The following is a 20,362-nucleotide window of genomic DNA, read 5'->3' as shown; positions in this document are numbered from 1 at the left end:
CGACGATAGAGCAGGCCGCCCGCCCTGTCCGGTGAACGCCGCGAACGGCCGCCCGCCGAGTGGACCATCCCCGCTGGTGGCCCCACCCGCCCCGCCGAACCATGGGCGCCATGAACCGAGCCACCGACCCGCACCGGACCACCCTCCCGTGCCGGACCACCCTCCCGAACCCGGCGGGCCACCGCCGCCCGGGCCCCCGTCGGCTGCCGCGCGCCGCCGCCGTCCTCACCGGCCTCGCCCTGCTCGCCCCCGCGGCCGTCGGCACCGCCCGCGCCGACGTCACCACCGGCTCCTTCTCCACCGACCGCACCGCCTGGGACCGCGACGAACCCGCGCTGAGCCCCGCGGAGGTCGGCAAGTCCGACTTCGGCGTGCGCTTCTCCACCCCGGTCAACGGACAGGTCTTCGCCCAGCCGCTCGTCATCGGCCCGACCGTCGTCGTCGCCACCGAGACCAACCACGTCTACGGCATCGCCGCGAACACCGGGAAGATCACCTGGCACCGCGAGATGGGACCGGCCTGGCCCTCCGCCGCCATCGGCTGCTCCGACCCCGGCCCCAACGTCGGCACCACCTCCACCCCGGTGTACGACCCCGCCACCGGAACCGTCTACCTGACCAGCAAGGTCAACGACGGGCCCGACGACAAGCACCCGCACTACTACGTGCACGCCGTCGACGCCCAGACCGGCGCCGAACGCAGCGGCTGGCCCGTCACCGTCCAGGGCGACCCGGTCAACGCCCCCGGCAAGCCGTTCAACGCCTACCGCTCCCTCCAGCGCCCCGGACTGCTGCTCCTCGACGGCCGGCTCTACCTCGGCTTCGGATCCCTCTGCGGCATCGGGGACTACATCGGCACCCTGGCCGGCCTCGACACCCGCACCCGCAAGCTCACCCTGTTCTCCACCGTCGCCGGCTCCGACACCCAGCGCGCCTCGATCTGGATGGCCGGCAGCGGCCTCGTCTCGGACGGCCCCGGCCGGTTCTTCCTCACCACCGCCAACGGCCAGGGCGCCGGCGCCTCACCCGCCCCCGGCCCCGGCAACCGGCCCCCCGGCGGCCTCGGCGAGTCGGTGATCCGCTTCGCCGTCGACGAGGACGGTGGCTTCGCGCCCCAGGACTTCTTCAGCCCCACCAACAACGCCACCCTCGACAAGCGGGACACCGACCTGGGCTCCGGCGGTCCGGTCGCCCTCCCGTCCACCTTCGGCACCCCCGCCCACCCCCGCCTGCTCGTCCAGGTCGGCAAGGACGGCCGGATCTTCCTGCTCGACCGCGACGACCTGGGCGGCACGGCCCAGGGCCCCGGCGGGACCGACAAGGTGGTCGGCCTCACCGGACCCTTCGGCGGCGTCTGGGGCCACCCGGCCGTCTGGGGCGGCGACGGCGGCTACGTCTACACCGTTGAGAACTTCGGCAAGCTGCGCGCTCTCGGGTACTCGGTGAACGCCGCCGGCAATCCGCAGCTCAGCAGCGCCGGCACCAGCGCCGAGGACTTCCTCAAGATGTCCGGCTCGCCCGTCGTCACCTCGGACGGCACCCGCTCCGGCTCGGCGCTGGTCTGGGTGATCTGGTCCGGCACCGGCCAGTACGGGGAGGGCGGCGAACTGCGCGCCTACGATCCCGTGCCGGTCGACGGCGTCCTCAAGCTGCGCCGCTCCTTCCCGCTCGGCACGGTCGGCAAGTTCTCCGTCCCGGCCACCGACAAGGGCCGGATCTACGTCGGCACCAAGGACCACCACCTCGTCGCCCTCGGACGCCCGGGCGCCTTCGTCTGAGCGACCCGCTCACTGCCCCGGCTGGACGCCGAAGACCGTCACCACGCCCAGGAACAGGGCGGTCCCGGGTGCCAGGGCGGCCCAGACCCGGGCCGGTCGCAGCAGGAACGCGACCGGCCACTGGACCACCAGCAGCACCAGCGTGGCCGTCAGGCACCCGTCCGCGAACGCCAGGCCGTGACGGGTCGCCGGGCAGGACCCGGGCTCGGAGGGACACGGATCGAGGGCCATCTCGGCCAGCCCCCGGAGAAAGAGCAGGACCGGCAGGCAGAGCCCCGTCACCAGCGTCGACACCATCGGTGCACGCCACCACCCGGCCCGCGACCGGGCCACCCTCTTCGTCATACCGGCGATCCTGCCCGGGTGCCCCGCCGCCCCGTCAGCGCACGGGTACTCAGTTCCCCTGCGCGAAGTACTCAGACGCGAGCTGCTCGGACGCGACGTACTCGGACGCGAAGTTCTCGCACGCGAAGTGCTCGGACGCGAAGGACTTCAGAGCCGGGCGGTGACCGTCTTCGGGCGCTGGTACTCCTGGAGGGCGAGGACGGAGAGGTCGGTGCCGTGGCCGGAGGCACCGCGGCCGCCGTGCGGGAGTTCGGCGGTCTGGACGAGGTGGCAGTTGATCCAGGTCTCGCCGGCGTCCAGCCGGGCGGTGAGGTCGAGGGCGGTGGAGAGGTCGCGGGTCCAGACGCTGGCCCCGAGGGCCTGCGGGACGGCGTTGGCGAGGGCGAGCGCGGCCTCGACGGTGGGGGCGTGCTGGACGGTGAGCAGCGGGCCGAAGACCTCCTCCAGTACGGCGGGGTCGTCGTCCGGCAGGTCGGCGAGCAGGCGGGCCGGGCGCCACAGGCCGTCGGTGCGGCCGGGCGCGGCGGTCGAGCGCTCGGCGGCGGAGGCGGCGAGGATGCGGTCGTAGCGGGCGGCCTGGTCGGGGTTGTTGAGCGGGCCGAAGTCGCGGCCGGCCTGCCGCTCGGCGAAGGCGGCGGTGAGCGCGGCGACGACCTGCTCGTAGTGCTCGGACAAGGTGATCACGCGGGCGGGCGCGGCGCAGCTCTGGCCCGCGTTGTAGGTGCAGGCCTCGGCGAGGGCGGCCCAGGTGTGCGCGGGGGCGTCGGGCAGCACGAGGACGGGGCTGTTGCCGCCCAGCTCCAGGCTGACCCGCCGGTGGCCGGCCCGGGCGGCGATGTCGGCGCCGGCGGCGGCGCTGCCGGTGAAGGCGATCAGGTCGACGTCGGCGGTGACCAGCAGGCGCCCGGTCTCCCGGTCGCCGGGAAGGGCGGTGAGCACGTCCTCGCCGAGGGCCTCGGCGGCGTGGGTGGCGAGCAGCGCGGCGGAGTCGGGGGTGGTCTCGGCCGGTTTGACGACCACCGTGTTGCCCGCGGCCAGTGCCGGGGCGCCCCGCCAGGCGGCCATCAGCAGCGGGTAGTTCCACGGGACGACGGCGGCGACCACGCCGATCGGCTCCCAGCGGACCCAGCTCTCGTGGCCGGGCAGGTAGCGGCCGGCGGCGGGAGCGCTGCCGGCCCGGGCGGCGCCCGCGTAGAACCGGAACAGGTCGGCGACCTGGCGTATCTCGCCGGCCGCCTCCTCCTCGGGCTTGCCGGTGCCGGCCTGCTCCAGCACGGTGTACTCGGTGAGGTGCCGTTCGACGAGGTCGGCGAGTGCGTCGAGGCGGCGTTCGCGCTCGCGCGGGGTGAGTGCGCGCCAGCGCGGCGCGGCGGCCCGGGCCCGGGCGACGGTCTCGGTGACCTGCCCGGCGCGGGCGGGCACCAGGGTGCCGCGGGTGTGGCCGGTGCGTGGGTCGGTCAGGTGGATCGACGGTTCGGTGGACGCTTCCATGGGCGGGCCTCCCGGGCCTGGGCAGCTGTTGTTGCGGGTCGGGCAGGGTCGGGCAGGGTCGGGACGAGATCGCGCAGTGGCGGGCAGTGGCGGGCAGTGGCGGGCAGAGTCGGGCCGGGTCGGACCGGGGCGGTGGTGGGGGCCGGGCCGGACGGCCTCACAGGTCGTAGGCGCGCAGCCAGAGTTCGAGCGTGAGCACCAGCCAGAGCTTGCCGCCCTGGCGCGGCAGCAGCGTGCCCTCCCGCCGCATCCAGGTGCGGACGGTGTCGGGCCGGACCAGGCCGCGCTCACGGGAGGCGCGGCCGAGCAGCAGGTCTCCGGAGAGGTCGCGCAGCGGCCCGTTCAGCCACTGCTGGACCGGCACCCGCATGCCGCTCTTCGGCCGGTCGACGACGGCCGCCGGCAGCAGGTCGCGGACGGCCTCCTTGAGCACCCACTTCTCCACCGTGCCGCGGAGCTTGAGCGTCGGCGGGGTGGCGAAGGCGTGGTCGACGACGTGCCGGTCGAAGAGCGGCGACCGGCCCTGCACGCCCTGCGAGGCGGTCAGCCGCTCGACCTTGGTGAGGATGTGGTGGGCGCCCTTGGTCCGCAGGTTGCAGTGGAGCAGCTGGTTGAGCAGCGTGTGCATCGGCCCGGGCCGCAGGTACGGCGCGACGAAGCGGCGCGGCTGCGGTTCACCGGCCAGCGCCCGCAGCGCCTCCGGGGTGAGCAGCCGGGGCAGGTCCTCGTAGCACTTGCGGTAGGACCGCAGGTACGCCTCGGCCCGCGCGTCGGGGTCCGGGTCGTCCCGGTGCATCTCGTGGACCAGCATCGGCAGGTTCTTCGGGCCGCCGAACACCGGGTCGCCGCCCTCGCCGTTGAGCGAGACGGTGATCCCGTCGCCCGCGACGGCCTCGGCGAGCATCAGGTTGGGGACGGTCAGCGGGTCCCCGACCGGGCTGTCGAGCAGGGCGACGGTGTCGGCGAGCCGGGCGGCGACCTCCGCGCCGGAGACGGTGAGGACCCGGTGGGAGGTCCCGCAGTGGCCCGCGACCAGGCCGGAGTAGCCGAGCTCGTTGGGGAGCCGGTCGCCGAAGCTGATCGAGTAGGTGTGGACGGGGTGGTCGTGCAGCCGGGCGGCGAGCGCGGTGACCAGGGAGCTGTCGACGCCGCCGGAGAGCAGCACCGCCACCGCCTCGCCGGCCGGCAGCCGGCGCTCGGTGGCGCGCTCCAGCAGTGCGCGCAGCTCCCGCGCGTACCCGGCGGGCGGGAGGAGGCCGTCCTCGGCGAGCAGTTCGGCCGGCTCCCAGTACGGGTCCTGGTGCGCCGAACCGTCGGCCGCGAGCCGCAGGATCCGTCCCGGCAGCGCCTCGTGGACTCCGCGCAGCAGCGTCTCCTCGCCGGGCAGGTAGGCGAAGGTGAGGAAGGACCGGACGGCGGCCAGGTTGAGCCCGGTGCCGAGCGCGGGCCAGCGGCGCAGCGCGCGCAGCGAGGTGGACGCGGCCCAGCAGCCGTCGGCGCGGGCGTAGAAGAGGGTGCGGGCGCCGGCGTGGTCGCGGATCAGGACGAGGTCGGGTCCGTCGACCACGGCGAGCGCGAACAGTCCGTCGGCGCGCCGGATCCCGTCGGCGCCGAGCCGGAGCCACAGCCGTAGCAGCAGTTCACCGTCCGGGCAGGTCCCGGGGGCGGGGGAGCCGGTGGCGGCGAGGGCGTCGAGCAGCTCGGGCCGGTTGTGCAGGGTGACCTCGCCCACGGCGGTGGTGCCGTCGACGGTGAACGGGCCGGTGGCGAAGCCGGGTTCACCGTGGAGGAGGGCGGCCCGGCCGCCCCGGTCGGTGTCGTCGGCCGGCGTCGGGGCCGGCGCCGGGGCGCCGGTGAGCGCGGCGAGGTGGGAGCGGGCCCGGTCGGCGTCGGGGCCGTTGCAGGCGCAGCAGCGGGGCATGGGGTGGTGCCTTTCGTCGGGGGTCTGCGAGGGCGCGGCTCGGCTCAGCCGAAGTCGTCGCCGTCCCAGTCGTCGCCGGTGTCCTCCCAGCCGTCGTCGGAGTCTCCCCAGTCGGCCTCGGCGCCGCCGCCGTCGGACCCCCCGCCGCCGCCGTCGGCCTGCTGGCGCTGGGCGGTCCGGCGCAGCTCCTCCTCTTCCTCCTCGGTCAGCGTCTCGGGCGGGAGCTGCGCGGCGGTGATCGCCGCGGCGCCGGCCACGCCGAGCGCGCCGACGACCACGCCGAGCCGCCCCCTGAAGGAGGTGCGGTTGACGGTGACCAGGCCGCCGGCCCAGACGGTGCGCCCGTAGCCGATGTCGCGGCCGTACTCGGTGGTGCCGTCGGTGTGGCGCCGTTTGACGAGGTCCCGGCCGAGGCGTTCGTCGGTGCCGGACCGGCCGAGGCTGTCCTGCCAGTGGACGAGGTGGCCGGCGCCGCGCCGGCGCCACTCGCTGCGGCCGTCCTCGTACCGCCGGTGCAGCTGGCCGTCGGCCAGCAGTTCGTCGCGGTAGCCGAGGTGGCGTGCGTTGCTCATGGGTCGAGGGGTCCTCACGCGTCGGTGACGGGGCGGGTGGTCAGGCGGTGGGCCAGCTGAGGAAGCCGGCTTCCCGTGCGGTGCGCACCCGGCTCCGCAGCGGGGTGCGGCGCGGTCCGGTGGCGGTGCCGCGGACCTGGCGGATCACGGTGTGCAGCAGCCGGGCAGGGCCGACGGCGGCCAGTTCGATGGTCCGGCCGCTGCCGAGCCAGGCCCGCTCCTCGGGCCGGAGTCCGGCGGGCAGCGGGCCCCGGTAGGCGCGCGGGCCGCGGCCGGAGGTCAGGTGGAGGGCGGTGGCGTGCCGGGGGACCAGGCCCATCGAGCGCACCCGTACCGCGCCGGCCCCGTCCGCGCCGCCGGCCCCAGCCTCGGTGCCCCCCGCCTCGCTGCCCCCCTTCTCGCTGTGTCCCTTCTCGCTGTCGCCCGCGCCGGAGCCTCCCGCGCCGCCGCCGTACTCCGCCCGGACCCGCTCGAAGCAGGCCAGACCGGCCGGGCTGGCGTCGTGCAGCACGTGCACCACGGCGTCGCCCGCGCGGGCCAGCGCCGCCGTCAGCCGCGGGTCGAGCGGCAGGTCGGCGGCGGGGACGACGGGGCAGGCGGCCTCCAGGTGCAGGTCGTTGGCGACCAGCATGGCGGCGATCTCGGGGCTCTGGCAGACCAGCAGCCGGGGCAGCCCGTAGTCGTAGAGGTCGCCCTCGGTGGCCACCCGGGCGTGCGGTGCCACCGCCGCACCGGGCTCCAGCGGCGGCAGCAGGCCCGGCAGCCCGCCGCGCCGGGCGGCCAGCGCGTCGGCGAAGCGGCCGTACCGCAGCGGCGGTGCCAGGGTGTAGGGGATCCGGCGCGGGCCGGCGTGCAGCGGCTGGAGCACCCGGCACAGCTCGTAGTAGAGCTGGCGTTCGGTGTAGCGCAGCCCGCCGGGGGCTCCGGCCCGGGCGGCGGCGACGGTCAGTGCTCCGTCCAGCAGTGGACGCGGGGTCATGCGGTGCCCTTCTCGGCGGGCCCGGGCCCGGTGCCGGGCCGGTCGTCGGGCCAGGTCAGGAAGCCGACGGCGAGGGCGCGTCGACGGGTCTCGGCGGGGCTCTCGGGCGGCTCGGGCCGCCGGGCCGCCGGGGCCTTGACGAGGCCGCCCGCCGCGCCCGGCCCGCCCGCCGCGCCCGGCCCGCGTGCCGGGTGCGCCGGGCCCGCCCGTTCGGCGGCCCGGACGGCGACGGCCATCAGCCGTTTGGGCGGCAGTGCGGCGAGCGGGCTCCACCAGCCCTCGGCGAACCAGGTCAGCTCGGTGGCGGTCAGCCCCGGCACGGTCCGCTCCAGCCGGGTCTGCAACTCCTCGGAGCGGTGCGGGTCGCGGAGCAGGACGTACTTGGACTGGTCGACCAGCACCGTGCGGACCGGGAGGCCGGCGTCGAGGACCCTGCGGCGGGTCAGCGCGGCGCGGGCGTCGGCGACCAGCAGGCAGCCCTGCGGGGAGGCGTCGTGCAGCACCACCACGGGCAGTCCGGCGGGGACGCCGCGCAGGTCGGCCGCGAGCAGCGCGCGGTGGCGGCGCGGGTAGTCGTTGGCGTGCAGGAAGGCCGTCACCGTGCGGTCCGGGCAGAGCAGCACGAACGCCGGGTCGGCGGGCGGCGGGCCCGGGCGGACCAGTTCGTCCTCGACCAGCCCGGCGGGCAGCGTGCCGTAGACCTTCTTCCACCGGTCGACCACGGTGCCGCGGAAGGCGCCGGCGTCCCAGCGGAGTTCGACCGGGGCGGGCGGCGCGGGCTTGTCGGCGAGCCGGAACAGCCGGACGCCGCTGCCGATCAGGACGAGGCCGCCGAGTACCAGGAGTACGGTGAGCACCCCGTTCAGGGCCGCGCCGACGACCGCGGCCGCGACTCCGAGCACGGCCAGGCAGGAGCCGCCGCCCCGGCTGCCGAGGAAGGCCGGTTCGGGCCGGCCGCGCCGCTGCAGGGCGTACCGCAACTGGTCGGTGGTGCAGGCCAGTCGGCCGTCCAGGGTGAGCTTCGCGGTCAGCTTGCGGATCCGCAGGTCGTGGAGCCCGGTGCCCTCCGACTTCGGATCGAGGGCGAAGTCCTTGCGGCAGTACGAGCAGCGGTGCCCGCCGCGCTCGCGCTGGCGCAGGCTCTTCGCGCAGTGCGGACAGATCATCGCGGCGCCTCCGGTCCGGCCTTGCCCAGGTCTGCCGGGCGGGCGGGTGGCGCAGCCGGGGCGGGCCCGGCCGGGCGGGTCGGCCAGCTCAGGAACCCCAGGTCGCGTCCCGGGTCGCGTCCCAGCGCGCGTTCGGCGGCCCGTTCGGCGGCCGCCAGCACCCGCCTGGGCGGCTGGGCGGCGATCGGGCTCCACAGGCCCTTCTCGTACCAGGTGCGTTCGGCCCCGGTGAGTTCAGGCAGCCGCGCCAGCTGTTCCGCGAGCGCTGCGCGCTGTTGGCGGGCGTACAGCTGGACCGTCCGCGTCCGCTCGGCGAGCACGGTCCGTGCCGACAGCCCGGCGTCGACGACCCGGCGGCCGGGCAGCGCGGCGCGGGTGTCGGCGACGAGCAGGCAGCCCTGCGGGGAGGCGTCGTGCAGGACGACCACGGGGAGTCCGGCGGGTATCTCCTCCGGCGTGCGCACGAGGAGCGCGTCGTGGCGCCCGGGGAAGCCGTTGGCGTGCAGGAAGGTCGTCACCGTGGGGTCCGGGCAGAGCACGGCGAGCGCCGGGGCGCCGGACGGTCCGGTCGGCCGGACGGTCGACTCGTCGACCACGCCCGCGGGCAGGGCGCCGTAGGTGCGTTTCCAGGAGTACAGGACCGAGGAGCGGAACCGCTGGTCCGTCAGGTCGACGGGGGTCACCATGGTTTCGGTCCAGCGCTGCTGCTCGGCCTGCCACTCCCGGAGCTGTTCGGTCCACCGGTCGTGCGACGACTGCCACTCCCGGCGCTTCTGCGGGAGCTTCCGGCGTTCCAGGACGATGACCAGCAGGCCGAACAGGAACCACAGGCCGATCGCGGCCGGTGCGAGGGCGAGGAGCGGGTAGCCGGGCGCGAGGACGGCCCAGAGGACGGCGGCGGTCAGCGGGACGGCCGCGCCCGCCGTCGTGCAGCCCGGGCGGTCGGTCCCGGCGATGGGCGCGGGCGGTTCCGCGGGCGGGCGGTCCGGGAGCGCCGAGGGCTGCTGCCGCTTGACGAGGGACCAGCGCAGCTGGTCGGTGGTGCAGACGAGGCGGCCGCCGCCGGTGAGCCGGGCCGCGTGCTGCCGTACCCGGAGGTCGTGCAGGCCCTGGTCGAGCTTCGGGTCCAGCGCGAACTCGCGCCGGCACCGGCCGCAGCGGCGGCCGTGGCGTTCGCGCTGCAGCAGTTGCTGCCGGCAGTGCGGGCAGATCACCGCGGCACCTCCAGCGCGGCCGCGAGCCGGCGCAGCCGGGCGGCCAGCCGTTCCCGGGCGCTGACCCCGCCCACCTGCTGTTCGCGCTCCACCGCCCGCAGGGCCTCGGCGAGTTCGGTCTCCTGGCGGCGTTCGGCCTCGGCGGCGGTGATCGCGTAGTCCTCGTGGTCGATGCCGTAACCGGTGTTGGCGGCGAGGATGTTGAGCGGTTCGGTGCCCCGGTTGGCGAAGGAGTGCGGCATCAGTTCGGGGATCCGGATCAGCAGTCCGGGCGTCAGCGGGACGTCCACCACCCGGCGCCGCTCGGCGTCGTAGAGGCCGCAGGCGGCGTGGCCGAGGCTGAGCACCAGGTGCTCGCCGCCGTGGGCGTGCGGGGTGAAGGCGCTGCGCGGGGCGACGATGCCGAGCTTGTAGGTGGCGTTGGACGGCCGCTCGGGCGAGGTCTTGGCGTCGCCGACCAGGTAGTGGGCGAACTGGCCCTCGTCGATGAAGCGGAGCAGTTCCTCACCGGCCGGGCCGTGTGCGGTGTCCGGGCCCAACTCCCGTGCGCCGTCCCGGTCGGCGAGCAGGACGCGGCCGTCCGGCCGGAGCCGGTACAGGTCGACCCCGGCAGGCAGTCGCCCGGCGAGCCGTTCGAGCTCGCGCAGGCCGGATTCCACGGACATCGGCCACCCCACCCCCACGTTGACCGCAGCGACGTCATCCCCGGTGACGTCGACCGACCCGCGGCCGGTTCCCGTCCGCCGGGGTCAGCCTTGTGGATCTTACGCAGGGTGGGTGAACGCGCAAGGGTCAGCGGCCGCGGGCGACCACGAATCCGGGCAGGGCCAGCAGGAACTCCCGCGCCTCGGCGGCCTCCTCGGCCGTGTCGGCGTCCTCCCCGGCCGCTCCGGCCGCGTCCGGGGAGACGTCCGCGAGGACGCCCTCGATCTCCCGCTCGGCGGCGGCGACCAGCCCGGCGGCCGCCTCCTGGGCGCTCGCCACGCAGTCGTACGCGGCCATCCGGTCGAGCAGCCAGCGGACGTCCTCGGCCGCCTCGGGGCCGCGCTGGGAGCGGGTGCGGCTCAGGTACCGCACGACGCGGGCCCGTTCGCCGGGGGTGCCGCGCTCCAGCAGGTGGATCAGCATGAGGGTCCGCTTGCCCTCCCAGAGGTCCCCGGCGATCTCCTTGCCGTACACCTCGGCCGTGCCGATCAGGTTGAGCACGTCGTCCTGGATCTGGAAGGCGGCGCCGAGGTACCAGCCGAAGCGGTCGAGCCGGTTGGCGTCCGTACCGGCGCCGCGGGCGACCAGCAGTCCGGAGCGGCACGGGTAGAGGAAGGTGTACCAGGACGTCTTCTTGAGGCACATCCGGTAGTAGTCGGTGGCCGTCAGCTCGCAGACGTTGTCCCTGATCCAGCCGATCTCCATCGCCTGGCCCTCCAGCGACTGCCGGCACATCAGCTCGGTCTCCTCGAACAGCCGCCAGGCCAGTTCGCCGCCCAGGCCGCGCCGGTTGGCCATCACCCGGCGCAGTCCGAGCAGGTGGGTCGCGTTGCCGACGTTCAGTGCGACCTCGACGCCGTACTGGGTGGGGAGCGTGGGCGCGCCCCGGCGCAGCTCGCTGCCGTCCTGGATGTCGTCGTGGATCAGGAAGGCGTTGTGGAACAGTTCGACGGTGACCGCCGGGTTGAGGGCCCGCCCGGGCGAGCCGCCGAAGGCGGTGCAGGTGGCCAGGCAGAGCGCCGCGCGCAGGCCCTTGCAGGGCCGGACCGGGTAGTCGGCGGCGAGCTCGTAGAGGTAGGGCGGGCTCTGTTCGGGGATGTGGCGGAGCAGCTCGGCGACGGTCCGCTCGCGGTACCGGGCGAGGACCCGTTCGACCAGCGGAGCCCCGACGGCCGCCGGCCCGGCCGTCGTGCTCACCCGTTCGGCCGGTCGGCCGACTCGCCGCCGGCGCCCTCGGCCCGGTCGGCGGCGCCGCGCTGCGGGCCGAAGGCGCCCTGAAGCGTCCGGTTGGCGAGGCCGGGGGCGAGGCTGCTGAGGTTCAGCAGCAGGTCGAGGACGTCGTGGGCGTTGGCGGTGAGCCGCTCGGCCTGCTCGGACACCTCGCCGGTGGTGCTGGCGAGGACCCGGGTGCTGACGGCGTCGATCAGCTGGTGGGTGTTCTCCGAGACCCGGCGGACCAGTCGGTCGAACTCCTCCTGGTCCACGCGGTGCTCGCCGGTCAGCCGGGCGGTGGCCGCCTTGGCGTCCGCCAGCCCGGCGGAGAGCTCGCGTTCCAGCACCGCCGCGGCCTCCATGACCGCGCGCGAGCCCTGCTCGCCCAACTCGCTGAACCGACCGGCGTCGGGCATGGCTGACCTCCTGGGATCACGTCCCGGGCTGGGCCGGGGGCGGGCGGGGCCGACGCGGGGCAGGGCGCCGGTCTCGATGGCTGATGGTACACAGCCGTGTGCGGAGCGTGTCCGTACTTCCGGTGTCGCCACGCCCGTTCGCACCCCCGCCGAGGTGCGCCGGAGCCTCCCCGGCGCGCGCCGCGCGACGCGCGCCGGGTCCCTGCGGACCGGCCGGGCGGCGGCCCGGCGAGTCGGGCGCCACCCGCCATTGGTCACTGATAGTAGTTGCGTGGCTGCGGAGCGGTTCGCGCCGGGGGGTGCTGGGACGACGACGGGACAAGGAGCGGTCATGGGTGGCAGGCAGCGCCCGCCGAAGGCGCGGAACGCCCGGCCGGGCAGGCGGGCGACGGACCCGAGCGCGGGCGGGCCGGCGGTGGACGCCCGGGTGGAGATCGCCCGGCTGGAGGGCTATCTCGCCTGGGAGGCGGAGGTGGCGGCGGCCGAGCGGGACGCCCGGGCCTTCGCCGACCGGTTCCCCTGGCTCCCGCCCGACGACCGGGAGGCCCTGGAGCGGGCCTACGCGGACGACCGGCTCCGGTACGCCGAGGAGGTCGTCGACCGGGCGGTCGAGCGGTGCCGGCAACTGGCCGCCCGCTACCGCTCCGAGTGCCGCCGGATCTGCGCCCGCTGGGCGGCCCTCTGCCTCTCGGTGGCCCTGGCGGCGGCATTGCTCGCGGCCCTCCCGGCGGCCCTGCACGGCTGACGGCGCCCCGCGGGACGGGTGGCTCCCGGTCCCGCGGGGCCGGGACACGACCGGGCCCGCCGCACCCTCACGGGGGTGCGGCGGGCCCGGTCGTGCGGGGGCGTCCGGGTCAGTGGTGCCCGTGGCCGCTGGTGATCTCCTCGTGCTCCTCGACCGTCGGCTTGGCGATCTGGCTGCCCGAGCCGTAGAAGCCGCGGGAGAGCTTGGCGCGGGTGCGGGCCAGCAGCCCGACCTTGCGGGCCACCCCGTTCTCGTCCACCTCGGCCGGCAGCTCGACGGGCTGCGGCTGGTCGTGCGAGGTGAGCGTGTGCAGCCGGCCCTGCGGCAGCGGCGCGTGGACCTCGATGAACTCGCCGTGCTGGAGCCGCTTGATGACGCCGGTCTCCCGGCCGTGCAGCACCTTCTCCTTGTCCCGCCGCTGGAGGCCCAGGCACCACCGCTTGGTGATGACGAAGACCACCACCGGGACGACGAAGAAGCCGATCCGGACCGCGTTGGTGATCGCGTTGATCGACAGGTGGAAGTGCGTGGCCAGCAGGTCGTTGCCGCCGCCGGCCAGCAGGATCAGGTAGAGGCTGATCCAGGCGGCGCCGAAGGCGGTGCGCACCGGGGCGTTGCGCGGCCGGTCCGCGATGTGGTGCTCGCGCCGGTCGCCGGTGATCCACGCCTCCAGGAACGGGTAGGACCAGATCGCCACCAGGACCAGCGGGAAGATCATCAGCGGTACGAAGACACCCATGTTGAGGGTGTGGCCCCAGAGTCCGATCTCCCAGCCCGGCATGATCCGGATCAGGCCCTCGGAGAAGCCCATGTACCAGTCCGGCTGGGCGTCCGTGGAGACCTGGTCGGGCCGGTAGGGGCCGTACAGCCAGATCGGGTTGACGGTGGCGATCGCCGCCATCGCGGAGACGGCGCCGAACACCAGGAAGAAGAAGCCGCCCGCCTTGGCCATGTAGACCGGCATCAGCGGCATCCCGACCACGTTCTCGTTGGTCCGGCCGGGTCCGGCGAACTGGGTGTGCTTGTGGTAGAAGACCAGGATCAGGTGGGCCACCAGCAGCCCCAGCATGATCCCCGGGATCAGCAGGACGTGCACGGTGAACAGCCGCGGGATGATCACCACGCCCGGGAACTCGCCGCCGAAGATGAAGAACTGGAGGTACGTTCCGACGATCGGCACGGCGAGGATCGCGCCCTCCATGAACCGGATGCCGGTGCCGGAGAGCAGGTCGTCGGGCAGCGAGTAGCCCATGAACCCGTCGAACATGCCGAGGAACAGCAGCAGTGCGCCGAACAGCCAGTTGATCTCGCGCGGCTTGCGGAACGCCCCGGTGAAGAAGACGCGCATCATGTGGACGAACATGGCGGCGACGAAGACGATGGCGGCCCAGTGGTGGATCTGCCGGATCAGCAGACCGCCGCGGATGTCGAAACTGATCTCCATCGTCGAGGCGAAGGCCTCGGACATCGGGATGCCCCTGAGGGGCACGTACGAGCCCTCGTAGATGACCTCGCCCATCGAGGGGACGAAGAACAGCGTCAGCCAGACGCCGGTCAGGATGACGATGATGAAGGTGTAGAGGCAGATCTCGCCGAGCATGAAGGACCAGTGGTCCGGGAAGATCTTGCGCAGGTTGGACTTGGACAGGGCGTAGATGCCGAGCCGCCCGTCGGCCCAGTCGGCGAGCGCCTCGGCCTTGTTGGCGGGCGCCGCGCGGGTGCTGGTGGCCGGCCCCGGGCTCGACTGCTGGTCGGCTCTCACGACGGGCTCCCCGGCGTCCGCTGCGGAACGTCCTGGACGCCCGGCCGCAGAGTTGCCGGCCGGCGGAGTGATGTGATCATCGGACCTCTCGATGCGGGGGTGTCGGGTACGCCGACGCGCGGATCCGCCGATCCGCCGACCCCGTTGCTCAAAGTGATGGAGCGCTTACTCTGTCATGCTGTCGGCACCGCGCCGCCTGTGCACGTCCATCGGCCCGTCCGGCCGCTCGTGTCGGCCCGTCCGGTGGTCCCCGACCCCCGGTGGGGTGCCGGGATGCTGCGCCCGGGTGCTGTTGCCGGGGCGCTGAAGCGTTTCGGCGCGCGCCGTGCCCGGGGAGGGTGCGGCGCCGGGCCTACGCTGCGCCAATGGTGGATCACCGGGAACTCTTCGAGGACGTGACAGCCGACCTGGCCCGGGCCGGGTTCGACACCGGACGGGGGGTGTCCGGTCTGCGGATCGGCCACCGCCCGCAAGGGGTGGTGGTCGACTGGCAGTCGGCCGACGGGGCCGACGGCGGCGGGGGTGACGGCGCCGACCGGGTCGACCCGTCGCCTCCGGTCGAGGGCATCAGGGCCGCGGTCACCGGTGCGGTCGCCGTGGTGCTGCGCGAGTCCGGCTACCAGGTGGCCGCGACCGGGCTGGACGAGCTGCTGGTCACGGCCGGTCCGGAGCGGGCCGCCGAGGACCCGGCCGGGCTGCCGCGGGAGGAGACCGCCGTCCCGGAGCAGTGGTGGGGCTGACCGGGGCGACCGCACCCGGGCGCAACCCTCCGGTTGCGCCCGGGTGGATTGAGGTGCAACCATGGAGTTGCATTCATTGGTGACGACGGAGGAGCATCCCATGAGCGAGGACAGGATCGAGCGCGAGACCCTGATCGAGGCCTCCCTGGAGCGGGTCTGGTCGCTGGTGGCCGAGCCCGGCTTCTGGGTGGGCACGCCGGAGGGCCTGGCCGGCACGGTGGCCCGCGAGGGCGAGTCCGTCGTGGCGCACAACGCCGAGTACGGCGACTTCCCGGTGCGGGTGGAGAAGGTCGAACCGCCGACCTACCTGGCCTACCGCTGGGCCAGCGCCTTCCCGGGCGAGGAACTGCGCGAGGACAACACCACCCTGGTGGAGTTCACCCTGAGCGCGGAGGGCGACAAGACCCGGCTGCGCGTCGTCGAGAGCGGGTTCGCGGCCCTGGCCGCCTCCGAGGAGCAGCGGAGCAAGGCCGTCCAGGACAACAGCGGCGGCTGGCCCCAGGTGTTCGACGCGCTCCGCACGCGCGCAGAGCAGAGGTCGGAGTGACGCAGGAGCGGGGCGCCGGCACCGAGGTCGTCGACAGCGTGCTCGGCGCGCTGGCGGACCCGACCCGGCGCCGGCTGCTCGACCTGCTCGCCGCCCGCGGCGAGGCGACCGCGACCACCCTCGCGGAGCCGCTGCCCGTCACCCGGCAGGCCGTGGTCAAGCATCTCGCCGTCCTGGAGGCCGCGGGGCTGGTCGCCGGCCACCGGGCCGGGCGGGAGGTCCGCTACGCCGTCCGGCCCGCGGCGCTGGACGCGACCGCGCGGTGGATGGCCTCGCTCGCGGCGGACTGGGACCGGCGGCTGGCGCGGATCAAGCTGCTCGCCGAGGCCGCCGAGGCCGCGGGCACAGCGGGCACAGCGGGCACCGCCGAAGCCGCGGACGCCGCCGGGGTGTCGGGGGCGCCCGCGGCGAACGCGGGGGGTGCGGGAAAGGGGACGCGCCCTTGACGGCGTGTCCGGCGCGGCCCGCGTGAGGGCGGTGGTCCGGTCCGGTCCGGCCGCTCGCGGCGGCCGGTCCGGACCGGGCTGGTGGGGTGCCCGGGGGTTCGGGGTGTCCGGGGTGTCCGGGTGTTCAGGCGTTCGACCGGGACCTGATGGCGGCGACCAGCTCGCCGACACCGTGCTCCTTCAGCACCCCGTAGTGGTCGCCGTCCAGTTCGACCACGGTCGGCGCCGTCGCCGAGTAGCCGGAGCTGTCCTCGACGAACGAGTAGTCGTCGCCGGTGGCCTTGAAGATCGTCACCGGCGCCGACAGCCGCCGCTCGGTCAGCTCGCGGAAGCTGTACTCGAACTCGTAGGTCTCACCGACGATCCGGGCGATCCGGCGGACCAGCTCCTCGTCCAGCTCCGGCAGCAGCCGGTGGACGAAGGCGGCGAAGCCGTCCTCGTCCCGCACCTCGGCCAGGCACCGGACCAGATCGGGCCCGCTGATCGAGCCCGCGAACACCGAGTACAGGATCGTCAGGTACGCCGGGTTGCGGTACGAGTACTCGCGCCCGTACCGCTCGCCGTCGGCCTTCCGCAGCTCCGGGTTGCCCGGGCAGATCAGCAGCAGGTCGTCCACCCGCTGACCGGCCTGCTCCAGCTGCCAGGCGGCCTCGAAGGCCACCCGGGCGCCGAAGGAGTAGCCCCAGAGGGTGTACGGGCCCTCCGGGCGGATCCGGCGGATCTCCGCCACGTCGGCGGCGGCCATCTCCCGGATCGTCGGGTACGGCGTCTCCCCGGGGTTGATGCCGTGCGTCTGGACGCCGTAGAACGGCCGGCCCGTCCGGCCGGCGAGCGGCCGCAGGTTCATCGGGTATCCGCCCAGCCCCGGCCAGCAGAACACCGGGTCACCGGCGCCGTCGCGGTGCAGCGGGACCAGCCGGGAGGCGGGCCCGCCGGACCCTCCGGCGCCGGAGCGGTCGATCCGCTCCGCCAGGTCGGCCAGCCGGGGGCTCTCGAACAGCACCTGGAGCGGCAGCCGGACGCCGAACTCCCGGTTGACCCGGTTGACCAGCGCCACCGCGACCAGCGAGTTCCCGCCCGCGGCGAAGAACTCGTCGGCCAGTGAGACCGCCTCGTACTTCAGCGCGGCGCCCCAGACCCCGGCGAGCCGGCGTTCGGTCGGCGTCGACGGCGCCACGAACGGCGCGCCCGTGTCGGCGTCCCGCACCTGTTCACCGGCGGCGAGGGCCTTGACGTCGACCTTGCCGTTGGCGGTCAGCGGCAGCTCGTCCAGGATCAGCACCCGGTTGGGGATCATGTAGTCCGGCAGCACGGCGGCCAGCTCGTCCCTGATCATCTCCGCCGGCCCCTTCATGTGGACGGCGTCCTCCCGCATGCCCTCGCTGCGGATCTGCTCCTCGCTGACCCGCCCGCCGAGGAAGAAGTACGACGGCCCGGCCGCGATCCCGCACGAGGCGAGGATCGCGTCCAGCCGGCGGGCGGCCGGCAGCGGATGGCCGCTCTTCGAGCTGTAGCCCGAGGACATGAACCCGAGGCCGAGCCCGTTGCGCTGCAGGTGGTGCAGCCGGGTGCCGAGACCGATGTACTCCAGCCACGGCTCCGCCGCCCGGCTCACCGCCGTGATGCCGAAGGCCGACCGCCGGTGGACCTGCTGGTTGATCGCGATCACGTGCCGGGGCTCCACCAGCTCGTCCGAGATCCTGGTCAGCCCGCCGTCCGCGTAGCGGTAGGTGCCGGCCGGCAGGCCCTCGACCCGGCCGGGATGGGCCTGGACGTAGAGCTCGGTGTCGTCCCGGTGCGGCCGCCCGTCCTCCGGGACGACCGCGAAGCTGCCCAGGTAGAGGTCCTCCTCGGCGACGTCCAGCCGCCCCCGGACGGCCGGCTCGTGGCCGAGCGGCCGGACGGCCAGCCCGTACCCGGGCAGCACCTCCTCCAGCACGCCGAGCATGTGCCCGGTCTCGAACTCCAGCACCTCCCGGATGTTGTTGCGGTAGACCGGCTCGATCGCGCCGCGCCGGCCGAGGAAGTGCAGGGCCAGGGGTACGGCGTCCCCCGCCGCGTCGCCGACCCGGACCAGGCCGTGGTCGACCGGGTGGTAGTAGTGGACGCCCGCGGGCAGGCCGTGGGAGCCGTCCGTCTCCAGGTAGAGCTGGGTGGCGTACAGGGCGCCGGGGGACGCGTACGCGTACTTCGGCAGCAGCCGCTCCGCGCTGTGGAACTGGCCGAACCACCGCAGGATTCCGCCCAGTTCGGCCAGGGTCACGCCGCCGCTCCGGCGGACCGGCCGGCCGGCCGGGTGCGGCGCGGCGAGCAGGGCCAGCAGGTCGTCCCGGGTCACCGGGCCGCCCTCGAAGTAGCGGTAGGTCTTGCGGGCGAAGGTCTCCCGGCGCTGCCGGGCGCTCTCCCGCCGCCCCGGCAGCCCGACCACCGGCCGGCCGGCCAGCCGGCCCGGGCTCCGCACGCCCGGGTTCGACAGCTGCGCCTTCACCTGGAGCTTGCTCGCCTTCGACCGGTGGTGCCCGCCGTGGCTGCCCTGGTCCATCAGGGCCGCCTCCTTGGGGTTCAGCTCCACGCAGGCCACCAGGTTCCGGTGCCCCGTCCGCGCGTCGTCGGTGACCACCGCGGCGGCGCGGCGCACCCAGGTGTGCTCCTCGACGGCGAGCGCGATCTCGTCCAGCTCGACGCGGTAGCCGCGCAGCTTGACCTGGTTGTCCACCCGGCCGGCGCACTGCAGGGTGCCGTCCGGGTTCCACTGGGCGAGGTCGCCGGTGCGGTACAGCCGCTCGCCCGGCAGGTACGGGGAGGCGACGAACCGCTCCGCCGTCAGGTCGGGCCGGTTCAGGTAGCCGCGGGCCAGCTGGACGCCGCCGATGTACAGCTCGCCGGTGGCGCCGACCTCCACCGGGGCCAGCTCCGCGTCCAGCACGAAGCAGCGGGTGCGGTCGACCGGCACGCCGATCGGCACCGATCCGGACCCCTCGCCGAGGCACTCCGGGTCCACCCGGTGGGCTGTCGCGTTGATGGTGCACTCGGTCGGCCCGTACAGGTTGACCAGCGAGACGCCGGGCAACTCGGCGGTGAGCGCCCGGGCGAGGCGGACGGAGAGCGCCTCACCGCCCGAGTAGACCGCGCGCAGCGAGGTGCAGCCGGCCAGCCGTTCGGTGTCCAGCAGCGCCTGGAGCAGCGTGGGCACGCACTGCAGGGTGGTCACGCCGTGCTCCAGCACGGTGTCGATCAGCCCGTCCGGGTCGCGGTAGACGCCGGGTGCGCCCATCACCACGTGCGCGCCCGCGGCGGGGGCGAGGATCTCCCACTGCGCGGCGTCGAAGCTCATCGGCGTCTTCTGCAGCACGGTGGTGTCCGGGCCGAGGTGGCCGGCGTCGGCCAGCCAGCGCAGCTGCGACACGATGCTGTGGTGCTCGATCATCACGCCCTTGGGCCGGCCGGTGCTGCCGGAGGTGTAGATGACGTACGCCAGCGCGTCCGGGGTCGGGCCGGGCGGGTGGTCACCGGGGCCCTGGCTCTGGTGCGGGATCGGGTGCGTGCCGGTGGCGCCGGTGCTGCCGGTGCTGCCGTTGGCGCCGGTGTCCCGGAGGTCGGCGGGCGTGACGATCCGGACGCCGGCCGGGACCAGCCCGGCGAGGCGCTCCCGCAGGTGGGCCTGGGCGACGATCACCCTGGTCCCGCTCGACTCGATCATGTAGCGGATCCGCTCCTCGGGGTACTCCGGGGAGAGCGGCAGGTAGGCGGCGCCCGCGCAGAGGATGCCCCAGGCCCCGGTCATCAGGTCCAGGGAGGGCTCGGTGTACAGGCCGACGCAGTCGTCGGCGGCCACGCCCAGCTGGTGCAGGTGGGCTCCGAGGGCGTCGGCGGCCCCGCCGAGCTCGCGGTAGCTGAGCCGGCCGCCGTCGCCGGTGACGGCCGTGGCGTCGGGCCGGGCGGCCACCTGCCGGCGGAGCAGGTCGGGCAGGCAGACGGAGCGTCGGGCGTCGAGGAGGGCGGCGGACGGAGCGGACTGTGCGGTCATGAGGTGGTTCCCGTGGGTGGGTGCGGAACGGTGCGGCCGCCCGGCTCCGGCCGGGCGTGACCTCCAAGGTCCGCTGCCCGCCGTCCCGGTCGCCTGGGGCACCGGTCGTCTCCTGGCCCGACTTCGGGCCCGGCCCTGCGCCCGGGGCCGCCCGGGTCCGCCCGCCCGCGTCCCGGGTGTCCCGGACCGTGTCCCGGGCCGTGTCCCGGTCCCGGCGGACGCGTGAGGGGTGACCGACCGTCGCCGTCCGTCCACCGGGTCCGCCCGCCCGTCGGGCCCGCCGGGGCCCGGCTGCT

16 protein-coding genes and 1 pseudogene are annotated in these 20,362 nt (G+C 75.0%); 5 read left to right on the top strand and 12 right to left on the bottom strand.

Features of this window, described 5'->3' with window-relative positions; all coding sequences use genetic code 11:
* Positions 1-110: 110 nt before the first annotated feature.
* Entirely contained in the window at positions 111-1,778 is a 1,668-nt protein-coding gene (locus tag AC067J_RS28400) for an outer membrane protein assembly factor BamB family protein (protein ID WP_478303875.1), read from the top strand.
* A gap of 9 nt (positions 1,779-1,787) precedes the next feature.
* Here AC067J_RS28400 and AC067J_RS28395 read toward each other — a convergent pair whose 3' ends face one another.
* From AC067J_RS28395 to AC067J_RS28350, 10 genes are all read right to left on the bottom strand, one after another.
* Positions 1,788-2,123, bottom strand: a complete 336-nt coding sequence (locus AC067J_RS28395; RefSeq protein WP_478303873.1) for a hypothetical protein — start codon at positions 2,121-2,123, stop codon at positions 1,788-1,790.
* A 147-nt stretch (positions 2,124-2,270) separates the two neighbouring features.
* Positions 2,271-3,614, bottom strand: a complete 1,344-nt coding sequence (locus tag AC067J_RS28390) for an aldehyde dehydrogenase family protein (protein WP_478303871.1) — start codon at positions 3,612-3,614, stop codon at positions 2,271-2,273.
* A 157-nt stretch (positions 3,615-3,771) separates the two neighbouring features.
* Positions 3,772-5,535: an asparagine synthetase B family protein gene (locus tag AC067J_RS28385; RefSeq protein ID WP_478303870.1), complete on the bottom strand. Its 1,764-nt coding sequence runs from the start codon at positions 5,533-5,535 to the stop codon at positions 3,772-3,774.
* A gap of 44 nt (positions 5,536-5,579) precedes the next feature.
* Positions 5,580-6,107: a hypothetical protein gene (locus AC067J_RS28380; protein ID WP_478303868.1), complete on the bottom strand. Its 528-nt coding sequence runs from the start codon at positions 6,105-6,107 to the stop codon at positions 5,580-5,582.
* 40 nt (positions 6,108-6,147) lie between these two features.
* Positions 6,148-7,086 carry a hypothetical protein gene (locus tag AC067J_RS28375; protein WP_478303867.1) on the bottom strand — a complete coding sequence of 313 codons (939 nt, stop codon included), beginning with the start codon at positions 7,084-7,086 and terminating at the stop codon, positions 6,148-6,150.
* Positions 7,083-8,252: a hypothetical protein gene (locus AC067J_RS28370; RefSeq protein WP_478303865.1), complete on the bottom strand. Its 1,170-nt coding sequence runs from the start codon at positions 8,250-8,252 to the stop codon at positions 7,083-7,085. The genes AC067J_RS28375 and AC067J_RS28370 overlap by 4 nt, the downstream gene beginning before the upstream one ends.
* A complete protein-coding gene (locus AC067J_RS28365; protein WP_478303863.1) occupies positions 8,249-9,466 on the bottom strand; it encodes a hypothetical protein in 1,218 nt (405 codons plus the stop codon). Before AC067J_RS28365 ends, AC067J_RS28370 begins: the two co-directional genes overlap by 4 nt.
* On the bottom strand, positions 9,463-10,131 hold the full coding sequence (locus AC067J_RS28360) for a cupin domain-containing protein (RefSeq protein WP_478303861.1): 669 nt from the start codon (positions 10,129-10,131) through the stop codon (positions 9,463-9,465). The genes AC067J_RS28365 and AC067J_RS28360 overlap by 4 nt, the downstream gene beginning before the upstream one ends.
* Before the next feature lie 127 nt (positions 10,132-10,258).
* Positions 10,259-11,368 (bottom strand): polyprenyl synthetase family protein, encoded by a 1,110-nt coding sequence (locus AC067J_RS28355; protein ID WP_478303859.1) that lies wholly within the window; start codon positions 11,366-11,368, stop codon positions 10,259-10,261.
* Positions 11,365-11,799, bottom strand: coding sequence for a hypothetical protein (locus AC067J_RS28350; RefSeq protein WP_478303857.1), 435 nt, complete (start codon positions 11,797-11,799; stop codon positions 11,365-11,367). The genes AC067J_RS28355 and AC067J_RS28350 overlap by 4 nt, the downstream gene beginning before the upstream one ends.
* 331 nt (positions 11,800-12,130) lie before the next feature.
* Here AC067J_RS28350 and AC067J_RS28345 point away from each other — a divergent pair, with 331 nt between their 5' ends.
* On the top strand, positions 12,131-12,544 hold the full coding sequence (locus tag AC067J_RS28345) for a hypothetical protein (protein ID WP_478303855.1): 414 nt from the start codon (positions 12,131-12,133) through the stop codon (positions 12,542-12,544).
* 109 nt (positions 12,545-12,653) lie between these two features.
* Here AC067J_RS28345 and qcrB read toward each other — a convergent pair whose 3' ends face one another.
* The gene (qcrB, locus tag AC067J_RS28340; RefSeq protein ID WP_478303853.1) at positions 12,654-14,306 is read right to left on the bottom strand and encodes a cytochrome bc1 complex cytochrome b subunit; all 1,653 of its coding nucleotides are present in this window, start codon (positions 14,304-14,306) and stop codon (positions 12,654-12,656) included.
* A gap of 365 nt (positions 14,307-14,671) precedes the next feature.
* Here qcrB and AC067J_RS28335 point away from each other — a divergent pair, with 365 nt between their 5' ends.
* The 3 genes and pseudogenes from AC067J_RS28335 to AC067J_RS28325 form a co-directional block, all read left to right on the top strand.
* Positions 14,672-15,046 (top strand): hypothetical protein, encoded by a 375-nt coding sequence (locus AC067J_RS28335; protein ID WP_478303851.1) that lies wholly within the window; start codon positions 14,672-14,674, stop codon positions 15,044-15,046.
* A gap of 100 nt (positions 15,047-15,146) precedes the next feature.
* The gene (locus AC067J_RS28330; RefSeq protein ID WP_478303849.1) at positions 15,147-15,593 is read left to right on the top strand and encodes an SRPBCC domain-containing protein; all 447 of its coding nucleotides are present in this window, start codon (positions 15,147-15,149) and stop codon (positions 15,591-15,593) included.
* Positions 15,590-15,928: pseudogene (locus AC067J_RS28325) on the top strand (ArsR/SmtB family transcription factor); the annotation flags it as partial. The gene AC067J_RS28330 and the pseudogene AC067J_RS28325, both read left to right, overlap by 4 nt.
* A gap of 235 nt (positions 15,929-16,163) precedes the next feature.
* On the opposite strand, the gene AC067J_RS28320 reads toward AC067J_RS28325, so the two are convergent.
* Complete coding sequence (locus AC067J_RS28320; RefSeq protein ID WP_478303847.1) at positions 16,164-20,066, bottom strand: non-ribosomal peptide synthetase family protein; 3,903 nt, start codon at positions 20,064-20,066, stop codon at positions 16,164-16,166.
* Positions 20,067-20,362 lie beyond the last annotated feature (296 nt).

Source organism: Kitasatospora sp. NPDC042419, assembly GCF_056437345.1.
The sequence above is the reverse complement of the archived record's forward strand: the minus strand, read 5'-3'. Positions and strand labels throughout refer to the sequence as shown.